The 16980-nt window shown below is 60.0% G+C and carries 13 protein-coding genes and 1 pseudogene; 3 read left to right on the forward strand and 11 right to left on the reverse strand.

Annotated features, from left to right (window positions below; all coding sequences use genetic code 11):
* Nucleotides 1-13: 13 nt before the first annotated feature.
* Nucleotides 14-1096: an alpha/beta fold hydrolase gene (locus tag SMD27_RS16480; protein WP_320509505.1), complete on the forward strand. Its 1083-nt coding sequence runs from the start codon at nucleotides 14-16 to the stop codon at nucleotides 1094-1096.
* 20 nt (nucleotides 1097-1116) lie between these two features.
* Here the strand turns inward: SMD27_RS16480 and SMD27_RS16485 are convergent.
* From SMD27_RS16485 to SMD27_RS16510, 5 genes and pseudogenes are all read right to left on the reverse strand, one after another.
* Nucleotides 1117-1493: pseudogene (locus SMD27_RS16485) on the reverse strand (fumarylacetoacetate hydrolase family protein).
* A gap of 205 nt (nucleotides 1494-1698) precedes the next feature.
* Entirely contained in the window at nucleotides 1699-3120 is a 1422-nt protein-coding gene (locus SMD27_RS16495; protein ID WP_320509508.1) for an FAD-binding oxidoreductase, read from the reverse strand.
* A gap of 17 nt (nucleotides 3121-3137) precedes the next feature.
* Nucleotides 3138-3815 (reverse strand): HAD family hydrolase, encoded by a 678-nt coding sequence (locus tag SMD27_RS16500; RefSeq protein ID WP_320509509.1) that lies wholly within the window; start codon nucleotides 3813-3815, stop codon nucleotides 3138-3140.
* Between the two features lie 182 nt (nucleotides 3816-3997).
* Nucleotides 3998-6391 carry a caspase family protein gene (locus tag SMD27_RS16505; protein ID WP_320509510.1) on the reverse strand — a complete coding sequence of 798 codons (2394 nt, stop codon included), beginning with the start codon at nucleotides 6389-6391 and terminating at the stop codon, nucleotides 3998-4000.
* A 137-nt stretch (nucleotides 6392-6528) separates the two neighbouring features.
* Nucleotides 6529-7503: an autotransporter outer membrane beta-barrel domain-containing protein gene (locus tag SMD27_RS16510; protein ID WP_320509511.1), complete on the reverse strand. Its 975-nt coding sequence runs from the start codon at nucleotides 7501-7503 to the stop codon at nucleotides 6529-6531.
* A 337-nt stretch (nucleotides 7504-7840) separates the two neighbouring features.
* Between SMD27_RS16510 and SMD27_RS16515 the strand changes: the two genes are divergently transcribed.
* The gene (locus tag SMD27_RS16515) at nucleotides 7841-8524 is read left to right on the forward strand and encodes a hypothetical protein (protein ID WP_320509512.1); all 684 of its coding nucleotides are present in this window, start codon (nucleotides 7841-7843) and stop codon (nucleotides 8522-8524) included.
* Nucleotides 8525-8552: 28 nt separating this feature from the next.
* Nucleotides 8553-10697, forward strand: coding sequence for an adenylate/guanylate cyclase domain-containing protein (locus tag SMD27_RS16520; RefSeq protein ID WP_320509513.1), 2145 nt, complete (start codon nucleotides 8553-8555; stop codon nucleotides 10695-10697).
* Between the two features lie 6 nt (nucleotides 10698-10703).
* On the opposite strand, the gene SMD27_RS16525 is transcribed toward SMD27_RS16520, so the two are convergent.
* The 6 genes from SMD27_RS16525 to SMD27_RS16550 all read right to left on the reverse strand — a co-directional run bounded on the left by SMD27_RS16525 (nucleotide 10704) and on the right by SMD27_RS16550 (nucleotide 16953).
* On the reverse strand, nucleotides 10704-11354 hold the full coding sequence (locus tag SMD27_RS16525) for a MarC family protein (protein WP_320509514.1): 651 nt from the start codon (nucleotides 11352-11354) through the stop codon (nucleotides 10704-10706).
* 78 nt (nucleotides 11355-11432) lie between these two features.
* The gene (locus SMD27_RS16530) at nucleotides 11433-12341 is read right to left on the reverse strand and encodes a carbohydrate ABC transporter permease (RefSeq protein ID WP_320509515.1); all 909 of its coding nucleotides are present in this window, start codon (nucleotides 12339-12341) and stop codon (nucleotides 11433-11435) included.
* A 70-nt stretch (nucleotides 12342-12411) separates the two neighbouring features.
* On the reverse strand, nucleotides 12412-13707 hold the full coding sequence (locus SMD27_RS16535) for an extracellular solute-binding protein (RefSeq protein ID WP_320509516.1): 1296 nt from the start codon (nucleotides 13705-13707) through the stop codon (nucleotides 12412-12414).
* 68 nt (nucleotides 13708-13775) lie between these two features.
* A complete protein-coding gene (locus SMD27_RS16540) occupies nucleotides 13776-14579 on the reverse strand; it encodes a carbohydrate ABC transporter permease (RefSeq protein ID WP_320509517.1) in 804 nt (267 codons plus the stop codon).
* 51 nt (nucleotides 14580-14630) lie between these two features.
* Complete coding sequence (locus tag SMD27_RS16545) at nucleotides 14631-15416, reverse strand: SDR family NAD(P)-dependent oxidoreductase (RefSeq protein ID WP_320509518.1); 786 nt, start codon at nucleotides 15414-15416, stop codon at nucleotides 14631-14633.
* Nucleotides 15417-15435: 19 nt separating this feature from the next.
* Nucleotides 15436-16953 (reverse strand): FGGY-family carbohydrate kinase, encoded by a 1518-nt coding sequence (locus tag SMD27_RS16550; RefSeq protein ID WP_320509519.1) that lies wholly within the window; start codon nucleotides 16951-16953, stop codon nucleotides 15436-15438.
* Nucleotides 16954-16980 lie beyond the last annotated feature (27 nt).

A 16980-nucleotide genomic window follows, 5' to 3' on the forward strand; every position in this document is an offset into this window, starting at 1 on the left:
AATACTGAAAAAAATGACGCTGAAAACCGTTTCGACCGAGCCACGACACCACCGCCTTCTTGCACGATTTCTTCTACCGATCCTGCTCGCTGCCGGAATGCCCTTGCTTGCATCCTGCGCACCCAGGTTGCAAGCCATCGGGCCGGATATCCAGGCGCCCTTCCTGACACCGGAATCGATCATTACGGCCGATGGGGCTGCTTTACCAATGCGAGAATGGCTGCCCCGCGATGATCGTCTGCAGGTGAAACCGATCAAGGCCGTTGTTCTTGCGCTACATGGGTTCAACGACTATTCGCGTGGGATGACCATCCCCGGCGCGGGCCTCGCGCGGCGCGGGATCGCGGTCTATGCCTATGACCAGCGCGGCTTCGGCGATACCGCCGAGCGCGGCATCTGGCCTGGCGACAATCGGCTCATCGCAGATCTGCGCGTTGCCATCGATCTGCTGCGGAAGAAATATCCCGATAAGCCGCTTTTTCTGCTGGGTGAGAGCATGGGTGGTTCGGTGATAATGGCCGGCGCTGTTGAAAACCCCACCTTGCCGGTCGACGGGATCATTCTCGCATCCCCAGCGGTCTGGGGCTGGGAGACACAGAGCAGCTTCAATCGCGATGTGCTGCGTCTTGCCATTCGCACCATTCCCTGGATGCCGGTCTATGCCAGCGGAATTCGCGTCCAGCCGTCCGACAATACCACGGCGCTACGTGCCCTCTCCTATGATCCCTTCGTCATCAAGGACACGCGTATCGATGCGATTTATGGCCTCGTCAACCTCATGAGCCGCGCCTATCGTGCTCTGCCCTCTCTCTGCCGCGCCGATCTTGGCGAACCGCGTTGTCTGATCCTTTATGGCGGCCGTGAGGACATCCAGGCCGACAATGCGGTGCGGCAGATGCTGGCCCGCCTGCCCGATCTACCATCGGATCAGTTGCGCCTGGCACTTTATCGCGACGGCCACCATCTGCTGCTGCGCGACCTCGACGCTCAGACTGTGTTCACTGATATCGCTACCTGGATCGACAATCCCGCGCAGCCGCTGCCCAGTGGCGCCGACAAGGTCTCGCCCGCGGACTTCAAGCGACTTGGGCGTTGACCGTCGTCAGGCCGCCACAGTTATCTGGCGCTGCTCGCCAAGCCCGGCAATCCAAGCCGCATTTCCTGGCCGGCCGCAGATAGACAGGTTCCGGTTTCTCGCCCCATGCCAACGCCCGGCGGGGCGCCGGTGGAGATGATGTCGCCGGGCTGGAGAGTCTTGAAGCGGCTGAGATAGGTAATCAGGAACGGCACCTGATAGACCATGGTCCAGCTATTGCCATTCCGGAACATCGTGCGGTCAAGCGATAGCCAGAGATCCAGATTGTTCGGATCAGCGATCTCGTCACAGGTCACCTGCCAGGCTCCGATCGGCCCGAATGTATCGCAGCCTTTGCCGTTGTCCAGGTGCCGGCACGCTCGATCTGGAACTCGCGCTCGGAGACATCATTCGCCACGCAATAGCCCGCGACGTAATCAAGCGCATCAGCTTCCGCAATATATTTGCCGGTCTTGGCGGCCCCGACCGGACCGTAACGCAACAACTTCGTCTGCTGTGGCTACGACGCGCGTGAAATTTGCGTGCATCATGCGATACTCCCCTGACGGCTTCAATCCTGCGAGACTCTTCTGAAGGCTCCCCTAACCGCGCTGATTTCCCTATCAGCCCAGCAGCTTGCCAGGATTCATGATGCCGTCGGGGTCGAGGGCCGCTTTCACGCGTTGCATCAATTCCAGTTCCAGCGGATCCGCGGTGCGTTCGAGTTCGGCGCGCCGCACGGCACCGATTCCGTGTTCCGCACTGATCGATCCGCCCATCGCAAGCAAAATATCATGGACGATGGTGTTGATCTCAGTTGTGCGCGCTTGGAAACTCTTCGGCTCCATGCCGATGGGTTTGAGAATATTGAAATGGATATTGCCGTCACCGACATGGCCAAAAGGAAATGGCCGCGCATCCGGTATCGCTTTCAGGACGGCCGCGGTCGCCTCCTCAAGGAACTGCGGCACGCGGGAAACCGGCACGGAGATATCGTGACGGATCGATCCGCCCGCTTCCTTCTGCACCTCAGCGAGTGATTCCCGCATGCGCCAGAATTTCTGGCCCTGCGCTACGTTCTGCGCGACCACCGCGTCCAACACGAAGCCCTTTTCGATCGCCGCTGCCAAAGCCTCCTCGGTCATCTGGCGGATATCGCCCCGCTCCCCACCGGCGTCGATCTCGATCAGCACATACCAGGGATGCGGCTTGTCGAAAGGATCGGTAACGTCCGGCACATATCGGCCGGCCAAGTCCAGGGCCAAACGCGGCACCAGTTCGAACGCCGTGATGGCATCGCCGGTGCGCGGTCGCAAGGCTGCCAGCAAGGCGACACTGGCCTGGGGCGATGGCACGGCCATCAGAGCGATGGCCGTCTGTTGCGGCAAGGGAAACAGCTTCAAGACCGCGGCCGTAATGATGCCGAGCGTGCCTTCGGCAGCGATGAAGAGATGCTTGAGATCGTAGCCTGTATTGTTCTTACGCAGGCGACGCAACCCGTTCCAGATCCGCCCGTCCGGCAGGACGACTTCCAGGCCCAGTACCAAGTCGCGCATATTGCCATAGCGCAATGTCATGACGCCGCCGGCATTGGTGGCCAAATTGCCGCCGATCTGACAACTTCCCTCGGCACCCAGCGATAGTGGAAAAACGCGATCGGCCGCTTTGGCCGCAGTTTGCAGATCGGCGAGGATACATCCGGCCTCGACGACAACCGTATAATCCAACGGATCGATCTCGCGGATGCGATTCATGCGGCCAAGATTGATCACGACCTGGTCGCCGGCCGGCGACGGCACGGCCCCTGCAACCAGTCCCGTATTGCCGCCTTGCGGAACGATCCCGATACCGTTTCTCGAGCATAGAGCGACAACCTCACCGACCTGCGCGGTCGTCTCTGGCCGCAGCACAACAGCTGCGCGTCCGGTCGCCAACCCCCGCCAGTCGGTCAGATAGGGCGCCATATCCGCGGCCTTGTCGATCCATCCCTTCTCGCCGACGAGGTCTCGCAAGCGATCCCGGATCTCTGCAGTCAATATTGTCATTCGTGCACCAATGGCCGTTAGCGGCGTCCACCGATTTCATCGAGATGGCTGAGCATGTCGGCCGGATCCTCGAAGACACGGTAGGCGCCGCTGCGCTCCAGCTCTCCCTCTCCATATCCGCCAGATAGCAAACCGATGCCGAGCGCATGTGCTCGCCGCGCCGCAAGCATGTCCCAGATGCTGTCACCGACGACGCAAGAGGTCTCGATGGGCACATTCAGGCGGGCCGCGGCCTCCAGAAACAGGTCCGGATCGGGCTTGGCATATTTCACCTGGTCGCGCGTCACGACTGGCACGCGGTCGAAGTCAACACCTAGATTTTCGATAGTGACGCGCGCTGTCTCCATCCGCCCGCTCGTCGCGATCGCCCAGGGAATCCCCGCCTCGCTTAAGGCTGCCAGCAATTCCCTCGCACCCGGCAGGGGCCGAATGCGCGCCGACCGGCTGTTGAAAGATTCGGCATGCAACCGCCGCAGCCGTTCGACCCGCTCCGGTCCGATATCCAAGCCGGTTTCGCGCAGCAGGATATTCGTGAATAATCCGCCACTCATGCCGATCTTGCGATGAATACGCCAGACCGACAATTCGATTCCCTCCTCTTGCAGCGCATCGTGCCAAGCGAGCACGTGTTCGTACACGCTATCAATCAGCGTGCCGTCGAGATCGAAAAGAAAGGATGTCTGAAGACGGGACATGACCAAGGTCTCCTATCCGCACATCGAACCGGCATTAGCAAGCGATGCCGCGCGAACGCACAGCATGAAGAACACCATAGTACAGAATCACGCCGGGAATAAACCGTTCCTCGTGCTACTTTATTTTGCAGCAGACCATAGCCATGTCGCCAAGAGTAACGGTTCCCGCGGCGCTGCGCTGATCACTTGCCGACGGCGCCAAGCGTAAGGTCCGCACCCAGGCTGTAAATTGCCGGCTCCTGGATCGCCTCGCCATAGGCCTGGGCGAAAGCACGCGGGTTTCGTTCCTTCTGCTGCAGGAAGACTTGCGGGATGGTGTCATAGGTATATCGCGCCACTTCCTGCGACGTCACCACGCCATCCTTCGGGTATTTGTCGGCAGCACCCTGCAATCCTTGCAAAACCACATAGGTGAGAAACCCGTACCCCAATTGCACGCTTTCGGGCGCCATCTGGTCGCGTCGGGTCGCCGTCAGGACCTGTACGCCGGCACTGCGCAAGCCGTTATCCAGGAACCGGGTCTGGAAACTGGTAACCGCATTGAACCTGTCGACCGTACCACCGGAATAGCAGGAATCGACCACGACGAAGACACGCTGCGCACCGGCGGCTTGCAGCGCATTGCGAATTTCCGACGCTTTCAACCAGCTCTTGGGATCGTCGAAGCGCGCATCGCTGGGGATAAAATACCAGTCATCTTCATTGCCGAAGCCATGGCCGGAAAGGAATAACAGGATGGCATCTTCCGGCTTGGTGTTTTTCAACGCACCTAGGGCCTGAAGAATATTTGCCCGTGTCGCCTGCCCGTCCAGTAGTTGCCGGGTCTGCACCGATTTGAAGACCGGCTTTGCCCGACCGCCCACCGTCGATGCAACAGCTTGGGCGTCGCTTGACGCGACGCGCAACTGATCCGTTGGCGCCAGATTGGGATATTTGGAAACCCCGACTGCGATGATATTCAGAATACCGGCGCCGGCCTGCCCGGTGAAGGTTTCGCGAAACTCCGCCTTCTGGCCTTCATTATCGTAAGCGCCCGTCGCCACTGCCTGGAAGACATTGGCGCCCGGCGTCGGCCAGACATTGTAGCCGACGACACGAATATGGCGGCCGTCATTTTCCGCGTCCTTCTGCTCGAGCATGGCGCCGACACTGACGATCTTGCCATTGTGATAGAGGCGCACATCCTTGATGCCACCACCCTGGTCCTCGGCAATGACGATCAGCTGATAGGGCTTGCCCGCGACCTTGTCGTTGGGCACCGGCTCTATCTCGATCTTCGGTGGCAAAGGCAGGCCCTTTTCCATGCTTTGCGGCACAGCGCGCGGTTCGCGCGCCGATTTCTTCAGCGCTGCTGCCAACAGGCCGGGATCGGAGAATGCCTGCTGCAATGTCGTCACCGGGAAATTGAGCTTATTGGCATTCCAGGACACATTTTGCAGGGCATCCGCCGTACCGTCGAACCGCCCCTGACGGTCGACCAGGGCCCAACCGGTCGGGCTGATGAAGATCGACAGCAATTCTTTCTTCGCTGCGAGGTCCCAGACAATAAGCTTGCCGTCGGCAGTTGCCGCGATCAGGCGCTGCGCCTTGTCGTCGATCTGTATCCCGATCACACGGTCGGTTTCGCCCGTCACCTGAGCGATCGATTGGCCGCTCGCCAGATCGACGACGGAGATCGCTTTTCCTTGCGCCACAGCGGCGACGCGTAGCGTATCGGCAACTGCGACAATGCCATCGCCGATCGGCAGCTTGGCGCCTGCAGCAACGGCCTTGCCGCCAAGCGTCAGCAGCGATGCCTGGCCCGAGCAGGAAATCGCGGCGACACGTTTGCCGTCTGCCGAAAACTGCATCGTCTCGACCGCTTGATCTGTCTTGCCAAGCGGCGCGACCTTACCAGTCTTGAGGTCGATGCTGCCGAGGCTGCCATCGGCGAGACCGACAGCGGCTTTGTCGTCACCGGGCGCCATGGCGATCGCCGTCACCGCAGTCTTGCCCGCATGGCCTTGCCAGAGACGGCTACGCTTATTCACGTCCCAATATTCGACCACACCGCTGCCATAGCCGATCAGCACAAATTGCGCGTCATTGCTGGTCATCAATTGTGTGATCTGCCCGCCTTGTCCGGTCAACCCCAGGCCAGGCTTGCCGGTCAGCGCATCACGGATATCGACCTTGCCTGTGGCATCGCCGATCAGCAGCCGGCTGCCATCGGCGCTGGGAACGAAGATCGCATTGGCGGCGGTGCCGGTGATGGCTCTGCCCTGGCTGCCGCGCTGCAGATTCCAAACCCGGATCGACCCGTCTTCCGCGCGAAGGGCCAGATGATTGCCGCCAGTGGCGACAGCGAATTGCTTGAAGCGAAGCAACGGCATCGAGACGCGCAGCTTCGCCTTTGCATAGACGACATTCTCAGTGATGGTGCTGCTGATCGCATCCGAGATGGAGCCCGTGATGCTCTGCGTGATGGTATTATTGATACTACCCGTCACATCCTGGGCAATGGCATGACTCGCCGCCAAGCCGGTTGAGAGTCCGGCCAGCGTCGCCAGGGAGAAAAGCCGGGATCGCCTGATCATGGCAGCTCCACAAGTTATATCGATGTCGTCGTCACTATTGCGGGGCCGCTTCCTGCGGTCACTTTCGGCTCACCCTTTTGGGAGCCTTGATCGACGGACGGATGTGCCGGCTGCCCGGCACACCCGTTGATCGATGATCAGAAGCGCACGCGGAATTCAGCCGCGCCGCCGACCTGATTGGTCTCGTCATTCAGGACTTCGGCCTTCACCGAAGCGCCGGCAGAGATGGTGTCGGTGATGGCAGCGCGCAGGCCGCCCGTCAGGAAGACATAATCGTTATCACCCTGCTTCACGCCGCTGAACTTCTCCGGCCAGACATGTTCATACTGGACCTGGAAATACGGCAAGAAACGATCGAAACGATAACCGACTTCCGCATTCAGGACTGCGGAATTGGCGTGCACATCGTCATCGCCGCCGCCTTCGTTATCCAGCAGCTCAGTATAGTTGAAGCGCCAGGCGGCCTTGCCCGTGAACAACCACTTGTCCCAATCATACACGCCGTTGGCAGCGATTTCGGTGCCAAATGTCTGGGAGTTGTTGCTGGCCGTGTCTTTGATGCCAAGGAACTTTGTCTCGCTCTCGGCATCGGAATAGGTGTAGCTGAACAGGCCGCTCATGAAGAAGTTCGGCGTGATCACGTAGGCCGCATAGGGCGAAATCGTATAGGAATCGTTATCCGCTTCCGACTTGAAATCGCTGAAACCGATCAGATCGGTATCGGTGCTGGCATGGGTATAGGAACCCGACAGGCCAAGGAAGAAGGAGTCACCGAAGCGATGATCGGCGCCGAAGGTGGTGTTGACAACATCGGATTGGAACTTCGCGCCAGCCTCTTCGATCAGGCCGCTATTGTCGCTGGTCAGGCTGGTATAGCTGGCGGTGATCCAGGCGCTGTTTTCCAGCGTATCGGTGCCGCTCGGCGTGCCGGACAAGCGGTCGCTGATGCGGTTCGATACCGCGTCGCTGACCCGGCGACTGACTTCTTCACGGATCTTCTTTTCAACTTCATTATCTGCCCGGGCCGCCGTCGTGGCAAAACCCTGGGCAGCCAAAATCCCCAAAAGCGCCGCGCAGGCAGCTTTTTTCGAATGCGAAAGATACTTACGCATAATCCCCTCGATTTGATTTACCAAAAATCGCCCCGCATTGCGCGTATCCCGCGCAATGCCCGCGCGCAATCTATTGACGGAAGTTCCGGTTGTCCAGCCGCAAACCGGTGAGTTTCATTTGTTCAACGCACCGGAAATCCGCAATTTTTGCCGCTTCGACGGATTTCTATTTACCCGAAAATACGACCATAGACAGTGACTCTGGTCACAAGGTCTCCCATTGCGATAAAGGTATTTCGCGCTAACATTCATCTCATAAGGGATTTTCGTTGCCGAAAGCGCGCTTCGGCGCTTCAGTTGACGCGGCGAAACCTGTTGGGGCACAAGGGACTTCCAGATGCAACGGATCAAGAAGCAGATGCGCTCGTATTCTCCTGAGAAACATCCGGTTTCGGTGATGACCGCAATCGGTCTTTCCGTTCTCCTTGCCGGAATCTCGGCTGCCGCGTTGCCGGCGAGAGCCGAGCAATCGGCCGGCGCACTTGTCGAGGAGATCGAATCGGGGCCTGCCGGTGTCGCTCAGTTCGATAGTCTCCGGGCCGGCCAGACGGTCGATCTGCGGCCGAGCGGGCATGCGATCATCAGTTATCTCGACAATTGCCGCCGGGAAACCATCAGCGGCGGTTTGGTTAAAATCGGTAAAACCGAATCGGTCGTCGAGGGTGGGCAGGTCAGCCGCGAGACGGTGGATTGCGGCACGAAGCAACTGGCCTTGTCGGGCGATTCCCAGGACCAGTCGGCCACCGTCGTGTTCCGTCCGCTGCCGACAGTTCCATCGGTCAGCCCCTTCATCATCGCCGATAGGGCCAGCAAGGTGACGCTGACCCGGACTGACAAAGAGATGGCGCCGGTCGTCGTCGCGTTGAAGAAGGGACGCGCCGACCTGCAGGCGGCCGGCATCAAGTTGCAGCCGGGCGGGGTCTATCAGGTCACGGCCGGAAAGCGGAAGACGACGATCATGATCGATCCCGCCGCGAAGCCCGGCGAGACCCCGCTGCTCCGCCGCCTCGTCAAACTATAGGCGGATAGTTCAGGAGCGGATCGGCAGCTTGCGCGTCCAACCTCTCTTTGCCGTGGTGGCGATCGCCGCCGCGCTCGCCCTGATCGGCAACGACGCCTGGCGCGAGCGCGGCGACGGCCTGTCACTGGATATCCTGCATTGGCTGTCCGGCTTCGTGCCGGCTACCGCGGCACCGGCTAACGATAATCGCACAGTCATCATCGGCATCGATGAGGAAACCTATGCGCGGGACCCCTTTCGCCTGACGCCCCAGGCCATGTGGACGCCGCAGATCGGCGCCGTCCTCGATGCCGTTCTGGATGGCGGTGCCGATGTCGTCGGCATTGATGCCATCTTCAACAAATCCGTCGCCGCAGCGCCCGCTGCGACGCCGGAAGCTGATGCCGTTCTACGCAATTACGATCGCAATTTGCTGCGGGCCCTGAACCGGGGCGGCAAGGAAAAGCGCATCGTCATGAGTTACAACCGGCAAGGCGGGCAGCCGCTCTGGCCCTATCGTTCCCAGGCTCTGGCGGTCGGCGGCAGCGTCAATTTGCGGCCAACCAATATGATCGACGACGATGATGGCGTCATCCGCTCGGCCTTGCTGAAGACCCATGAATGCCCCGGCACGACCGCCTGCATGCCGGAAGAGGAACGCGATATCGCCGGCTTCGCATTGGAAGTCTTTTCCCGCGCGACCCATCAGGACCTCACCTTCGATGCCAGCGGCGCGCCCTTGATCGGCGGCAAGCGGCTGCCGGAGACCGGCAATGATCGTTTTCTCCTGAATTTCAAACCGGTCGCGGCCGATCCGCCGCTCTATTCCTTTGCCGATCTCTATGCCTGCGTCCAGGCCGGGAATGCCGATTTCTTCCGCCAGCACTTTGCCGGCCGTACCGTTATTTTCGGCGCGGTACTGGATACCGAGGATCGGCGCCTCACCGCGAAGCGCTTAGCCACCAATCCCATGGGCCAGAATTATGCGGCGCGCTGCGTCTATAAAGACGTGATTCAAAGCGTGCTCAGTCCCCATGTCAGCAAATTCATCCCCGGCTCCTATATTCTCGCCACCGCTATCGACAATCTGAAACAAGGGAATTGGCTGCGGTCCGCTTCGGAGGGCCTGCGCCTCGCCTGCCTATTCCTGCTGGCCTTCGTCATGGCCGGCCTGGTGACTTATCGACCTTTTCTGCAGGCGACGATTGGCGTCGGCATCATAGGGATCGCCTGGATGGCGACGGCGGCCTTTGTGTTCGCCGGCAATCTCGTCTTGCCGTTGATCGCCGGCATTGGCGTCATGCTGGCGGCCTTGCCGGCAAGCCTCACTTATCGGATCGCTTTGGTCGATCGCCTGCGCCGCCAGTTGCGGCGCTCCTTCGCTCTCTATCTGCCGGAAGCCGAACTGGAGCGGCTGACCGCCGAAGGACAAGCTCCCTCGCTGGGGGGCGAATTGCGCGAGGTCACCATCCTGTTTTCCGACATCGCCGGCTATTCCAAACTGTCGGAAAGCCTTTCTCCCGGCGATCTGGTGCGCGACTTGAATGCGTATTTCGGCCGGATGACGGAGATCGTGCAAAAGCACGGCGGCTTCGTCGACAAATTCATCGGTGACGGCATTCTCGCCGTCTTCGGCGCGCCGGTCCGCAACGGCAATCATGCCCTGGCGGGTACCCAGGCGGCGCTGGATATGGTGGCAGCTTGCGCCGGCGATGCCAACCTGACGCTGAACGGCGAGCGTTTTCATATCCGTGTCGGCCTGCATACTGGTGAGGCGATCGTCGGCAATATCGGCTCGCCCAACCGTTTCAACTACACCGTCGTCGGCGACAGCGTGAATCTCGCCTCAAGACTGGAAGGAGTTGGGAAGCGCTATCACACGTCCATCATCCTCAGCGAACAGACACGCGAATTAGTTGGCGATGCAATCGCTTGCCGGGAGTTGGACCAGGTGCGCGTGGTCGGCCGCGATCAGCCGGTCCGGCTCTTCACCCCGCTCGCCGATTCCGGCGACGGCTGGATGATTGCCCTGTCCCAGTGGCGCACCGGCGATTTCGCTGCGGCAGCCGCAGGCTTCCGGACCCTGGCCGAGGCAGGCGACGAAATCGCCGGCAGCTTCGCCGAACGCGCTGCCGCTTACAGCGTGACACCACCCGCTTCCTGGGACGGCATCGTCAATCTCTCCGAGAAATAAGCCACATCATCGGTTGGCTAGTAGCGGCCCCAGCACATCGGTGACGCCGGTGATCAGGATCTGCACGCCGATGCAGAGCAGCAGGAAGGCCGAGAGGCGCGTCACCACCCGGCTGCCGCCTCGGCCGAGAAACCGGGAGAGTTGGTCAGTGCTGCGATAGGCAATCCAGATGATGAAGGCAAGCACCACCGCCGCCAGGGATACGCCAGCGAAGAAATCCAACCAATTGGTCTGCGAGGCCGGCCGCCCGGAGCTGAGCGCGATTGCGACCGAAATTGTGCCGGGGCCGGTGGTGAAAGGCAGCGTCAGGGGAAAGAAGGCGACATCCTCCGCCTCACCAGCCCGCGCCGCTTCCTTCTCCTTGCGGGCCTCGCGCTGCTCCGGAGCCGACAACAGATTCCAGGCAAAGAGCGAGAGGACCAGTCCACCGGCCAGACGCAAGGCGGCGAGCGAGATGCCAAAGAAGGAGAGGACATAAGAGCCGGTCCACAAGGCGATCAGCAAGACCAGCAGGCTGTAGAACGCCACCCGCCCCGCCAGCCTGATCCGCTCCTCATGCTGACGCTCCGCCGTCGCTTCGCGGAAGATGAACGCGCCGGCGATCGGGTTGACGATCGAAAAGAGGGCGGGAAAGGCGAGCAGGAAGGCGCTGAGCATGGCCAACTGTCGAGGCAGAGCCCCGCCTTGTCAACCACCCGTTTAGCGGCCAGAAAGAATTTCCCTTGAGCCCTTGGCTTAAGCGCGGCGGGAGATCACTCGGAAGAAGGCGATGGTCAGAATCAATACCAGGAAAAGCAATGCGAAGGAGGTCGCCGCACCTTCATTGATGCCGAGCCCGAGAAACGCCTTCTTATAGGCAAAGAAGCTGAGGAGATCAGTGGCAACACCCGGACCACCCTTGGTCAGCACATAGACCAAGTCATAGGTGCGGAATTCATTGATCAATTGGATGATGATCGCGATGGTCGCGACCGGCCGCAGCATTGGCAGGGTCAGATACCAGAATTGCTGGAAGTCGGTAGCACCGTCCACTTCCGCCGCTTCATAAGGATCCTTCGGCAGCGAAGCGAGGCCGGCGGCGAGAATCAGGATCACGAAGGACACCTGCTGCCAGACATCGACGAAGATCACCGTCCAGAAAGCAAGATCGGAGGAGCCCAGCCAATCGACGCCATCGAAGCCGAAGCGCACCAGCAGCTCATTGACGATGCCGAGATTAGGCTGCAGCAGCATATGCCAGATAAGCCCGACACTGACCGGCGACATCGCCATGGGAATGGTCAGGATAGCAAAATAGATCGCTTTGAACTTCACCACGCGATTGAGCATCAGCGCGACGCCGAGGCCCAGCAGGAATTCGCAGATGACCGCGATCGCCGAATATTTGATCGTCAGCCAAAGCGAGTGCCAGAAATACTCATCGTCCATCACGGACAAGAAATTGTCGAACCCGACGAAGGGCAAGACCCGGGGATGGAGCAGCGTAAAGCTGGACATCGCCAGCACCACGGCATAGATCAGCGGAATGCCCATGACGATGGCCAGCACCGTGAGGCCCGGCGTGGCAAATTTCCAACCGGTAAAGGTCCAGCGGTCAATCTGCCGGCTCGTTTCCTCACTTCCATTCATCGTTACTGATGCCATCTTCCGATCCTTGTCCGAAAGCGGGGAGGTGTCCCCTCCCCGCTCCAGCCATTTACTGATTGTGACTAGCTTACTGCCCGGCCTTCTTCAGCAGCTTCTCCAGACCTTCAGACGCCTCCTGCAAAGCATCCGCCGGCTTGGCATCACCCGAAGCAGCCAGGGAAAGCTGGCGGCCCAGAACGTCCTCGTATTGGGCCGAATAGGCAAAGATCGGGAAGGACTTGCCGCTCTTCACCACATCCTGCGCTTCCTTGTAATAAGGATACTTCTTCAGGACATCCGCATTGCTATAGGTGTCGCTGCGGACCGGCGCATGGCCCTGCATGGCGCGGGCAATCGAAGTCTTCTCGCCCTGGACCCAGGAGATGAATTTCCAGGCCGCTTCCTGCATTTCGGGAGACTGGTTCTGCGGAATGCCCCAACCCCAACCGCCGCTTTCCCCGTGACCACCCGGCATGACATTCAGCGCCACCTTGCCGGCACTGTTCGGGCATTTCTCCTTGTTATCGATCTGCGGCAGCATCCACCAATAGGTGACCATGCTGAAGGCCTTGCCGTCGCACATCAGGCGCATCGTATCGTCAAGCGTCGCGGACAGCGCGCCCTGCTGCGCGCCGTGCTGGATATTGTCGACATAAAGGCCGAGTGCCTTCTTGCCGGCATCGCTGTTCAGCACCACCTTGCCGTCCTTGTCGACATATTCACCGCCGGCCGAGAACAAGTAGTTGGAGAATTCCATGCTGTTCGGATCACCGCGCTGGCCCTGCATGGCCGCGCCGGCAACACCGCCATTGGCCTTCATGAACTTGGAGATCTCCACATAGTCTTCCAGCGTGGTCGGCACTGTCAGTTCTTTGCCGGTTTTTTCCTTATAGGCCGCTTTCAACTTGGCATCTTCCAGCAGGTCCTTCCGATAGATCAAGCCCATGGAATAATTGTACATGGGGATCAGATAGAGCTTCTGCTGGTAATAGCCGACAAGATCGAGCATCGCCGGAATGATCGGCTTCAGGTCGAACTTGCTCTTCTCGACGAAGGGCTGCAGATCAGCTAGCCATCCCGCCGCCGGGAACTCGCCGGCCCAGAGAAAGTCGACTTCCATGACATTGTAGAAGCTTTCATTGCTGGTAAGCTGCGTCACCAGCTTGTCATGCATTTCCGAATAGACCAGCTTCTGGAAATCAACCTCGATGCCGGTTTCCTTCTCGAATTCCGGCAGCAGCGATTCGATGATCTGCGTCTCCGGCACGTCTTCCATCAAAGCATGCAGCGTCACCTGCTCCGCCTGCGCCGCCGGTGCAACAGCCGTCAACAGGGCCGCCAGCGACGCACCCCCGAGCAATGCCGGTAGAAAATTGATCCTCATGTTGTCTCCTCCTCCATGAACTGATGATCTACAAACTGTGATCTGTGGACCTGGTGATCTTTTCTATGTCACTTGACCGCGCCGAAGGTCAGGCCGCGGACCAAATAACGTTGAATGAAACGCGAGGCGAGCAGCATGGGCAGGATGCCCATGATGACGCCGGCGGAAATCTCGGCGATTTGCACGCCGTTCGAGGATTGCAAACCAGCCAGGGCAACGGGAATGGTCGCCGTGGTCGGCCCGGTCAAAATCAAGGCGAACAGAAATTCGTTCCAGGCCAGGATGAATCCCAGCACCGCCGCTGCCGCGATGCCGGGCAACGACACTGGCATCACGATCTTCCAGAAAGCTTCCCAGACCGTGGCGCCATCGACCTGGGCCGCCCATTCCAATTCGACCGGCACCCCTTCAAAAAAACCCATCAGGATCCAGGTCAGGAATGGCAGATTGATCGCCGCATAGGCGATCATCAGGCCGGTGACGGAATTGGTCAGCCCGGCCATCCGAAACAAGGCGAAGACCGGCAGGATGATGGCAACCGGCGGCAGCATCTGTGTGGCCAGCACGACGAAACGGCTGATCTGCCCGCCGGTGCGATAGCGGGCGAAGGCATAGCCCGTCATCGCCGCCAGCGGCAGGCCGAGGATGGTCGCGCCTGCCGAGGCGATGAAGCTGTTCAGATAGGCTCGTGCGAAGGTACCTTCGGTGAACAGCTTGACGTAATTCTCCCAGGTGAATTCCGGCATCAGGACCGGCTGATAGGCGACGGAATCCGGCACGAAACTGGTCCGGAGCACCCAAAGCGGCGGCAGGGCGATATAACAGGCGAAGAGCACCAGGATGATATGCGGCACAATGGTTTTCATTCGCATGATCCGGCTCCCTCGCTCTCTATTATTGTCTCTTAGCTGCCGCGTTGCCGATCAATCCATCAACACGCCGCCGCTGGCATTGATCGCCTCGCCGGTCAGGAAGCGGGCGAGATCGCTGGCCAGGAAGACGACGATATCGGCGACATCCTCCGCTTCCTGGATGCGGCCAAGCGGCGTCAACGAAATATATTCCTCGCGCACCGCTGCCGGTGTCATGCCGCGCAATTTGCCTTCCCATTCGATCTCGCGTTCCTGCATGCCGGTACGGACGAAGCCCGGGCAGACGCAATTCACCCGGATACCGTTCTTGCCGACTTCGCGCGCCAGCGCCTGGGTGAAACCGACTACGGCGAATTTGCTGGCAGAATAATGCGCCAGCAGCGGCGCGCCGATCTTGCCGGCCAGCGAAGCCGTGTTGACGATGACGCCCTGGCTGTTGCTGGCGAGCCAGCGACGCACCGCCGCCTGATTGGTCAGGAAGACGCCCTTGGCGTTGATGTTCATGTTGAAGTCCCATTCGGCCTCGGTGAGGTCGATGGTCTTGTTCATGGTGGAAACACCGGCATTGGCGCAGACGATATCCAGCCCGCCGAATTCCTCGATCACCTTGTCGAAGACCTGCGCAGTCGCCGCGGCATCAGTGACGTCAAGCGGCATCGAAATCGCATCCTTGCCGACCTCCTTAGCGACGGCAGCCGCCGCATCGCCATTCTTGTCGGTCACCGCGACCCAGGCACCGGCCGCAGCCAGCGCCTTGACGATGGATTTGCCGATGCCGGAGCCGCCACCGGTAACCAAGGCTCTACGGCCGGCAAGCAAATTGTTCTTTTCCATCATCCTCTCCTAATTCTGACGGTCAATTGCCGGTAGGCAAATTGGGATAGAGGCTTTTCAGCCGTTCATAGATATCCCGGAAATTTTTGTACACATGATCATAGACGGCCACACGTTCGGCCGACGGCTCGAAAATCCGACCGCCGGCGACGTAATCGGCAATGCCGGTCCAATTCTTGATCACACCTGCGCCAAAGCCCGCGACATAGGCCGCACCGAGGCATGAGCCGGGATGATTGGCGATGCGCTGGACCGGACGGTTGATCGCATCGGCGGCGATCTGCAGCCAGAGATCACTTGCCGCACCACCGTCACAGGCAAAGACCCGCTGCACCTTCAGGCCGATTTCCGTGAAGACCTCGACATGATGACGAAAGCCGAAGATGACGCCTTCGAGTGCGGCACGCCAGATATGAGGAAGGCCGTGATGCAGCCCTAAACCGACTACGGTCCCCCGTGCATGTGGATCGTGCAACGGAGTTTTCTCACCGAGAAAATAGGGCAACATCACGACGCCCTCGGCACCTGCCGGAACATTCGTCGCAAGCTGATCCAGCCAGGCATGCACCGATAGACCGGCCAGCTTGGCCTTCTCGACCTCGCCCCCGGCGAGTTGCCGGACAATCCAATTCAGCAAGCTGCCCGATGTCGCGGTGCAGCCATTGCTGAAATAATGATCCGGCATGATGTGATAATCGATGAAGAGCCGCGGATCGGTAACCGGCTTTGTGGTCGAGAGCAGGATATCCCCCGCCCCGCCGAACTTGAGCACCAGATCGCCATCCAAAGCCGCCCCGGCAACATAGGCTGAGACCACATGATCGGCGCAGCCCGCTACCACGGGCGTCCCGGCCCTGAGGCCGGTCAGGCCAGCCGCTTCCGCCGTCACCGTTCCGACGACTTCGTGGGAGGCGCGGATCGGCGGCAGGACCTGCGGATCGATTCCCGCCGCTTCAACCAGTTCCGGCGCAAAACACCGCTGCTTGAAATCCATCAGGCCGGATTCCAAGGCCCAGTTATGCTCTATCGACCGCGTGCCTGTCAGGCAATAGGTGATGTAATCATAGGAACCGAAGACCGTCGCGACCCGCTTGAAGACATCGGGTTCATTCTTCTGCAGCCAGCGAAGCTTCGGCGCCACCAATTGCTGGTTGATGCTGCCGCCGGTCAGGCCGAAGAAATCCTGGCGGTCGAAACGCTGCTGCATCGCATCGATCTCGGCCACCGCACGCGCATCGTTCTGCTGCATGCTGCGGCGAAGAACCTTGCCATCGGCATCCAGCAGGACCACGGCAGGCACCATGCCGGTGACACCGATGGCGGCAATATCCGCGCCGCTCAGCCCAGTCTTCTTTAGCAGTTCCGCGATGATCGACTGACAGTTCGACCACCATTGAGCAGGATCTTCTTCCGCCCAATTGGCATGCAGTGAGACAAGGTCGCTCGGCCGCGAGACCGTCGCCAAAGTCCGGCCACCGTCATCGATGAGGATGCCGATGGTCGAGGTCGTTCCGATATCGAGGCCGAGCAATGCTGGCATGATGCCACTTTGTCCTATTCGCCACGC

Origin of the sequence: Dongia soli, assembly GCF_034044715.1 — a bacterium.
Classification (GTDB): domain Bacteria; phylum Pseudomonadota; class Alphaproteobacteria; order Dongiales; family Dongiaceae; genus Dongia_B; species Dongia_B soli.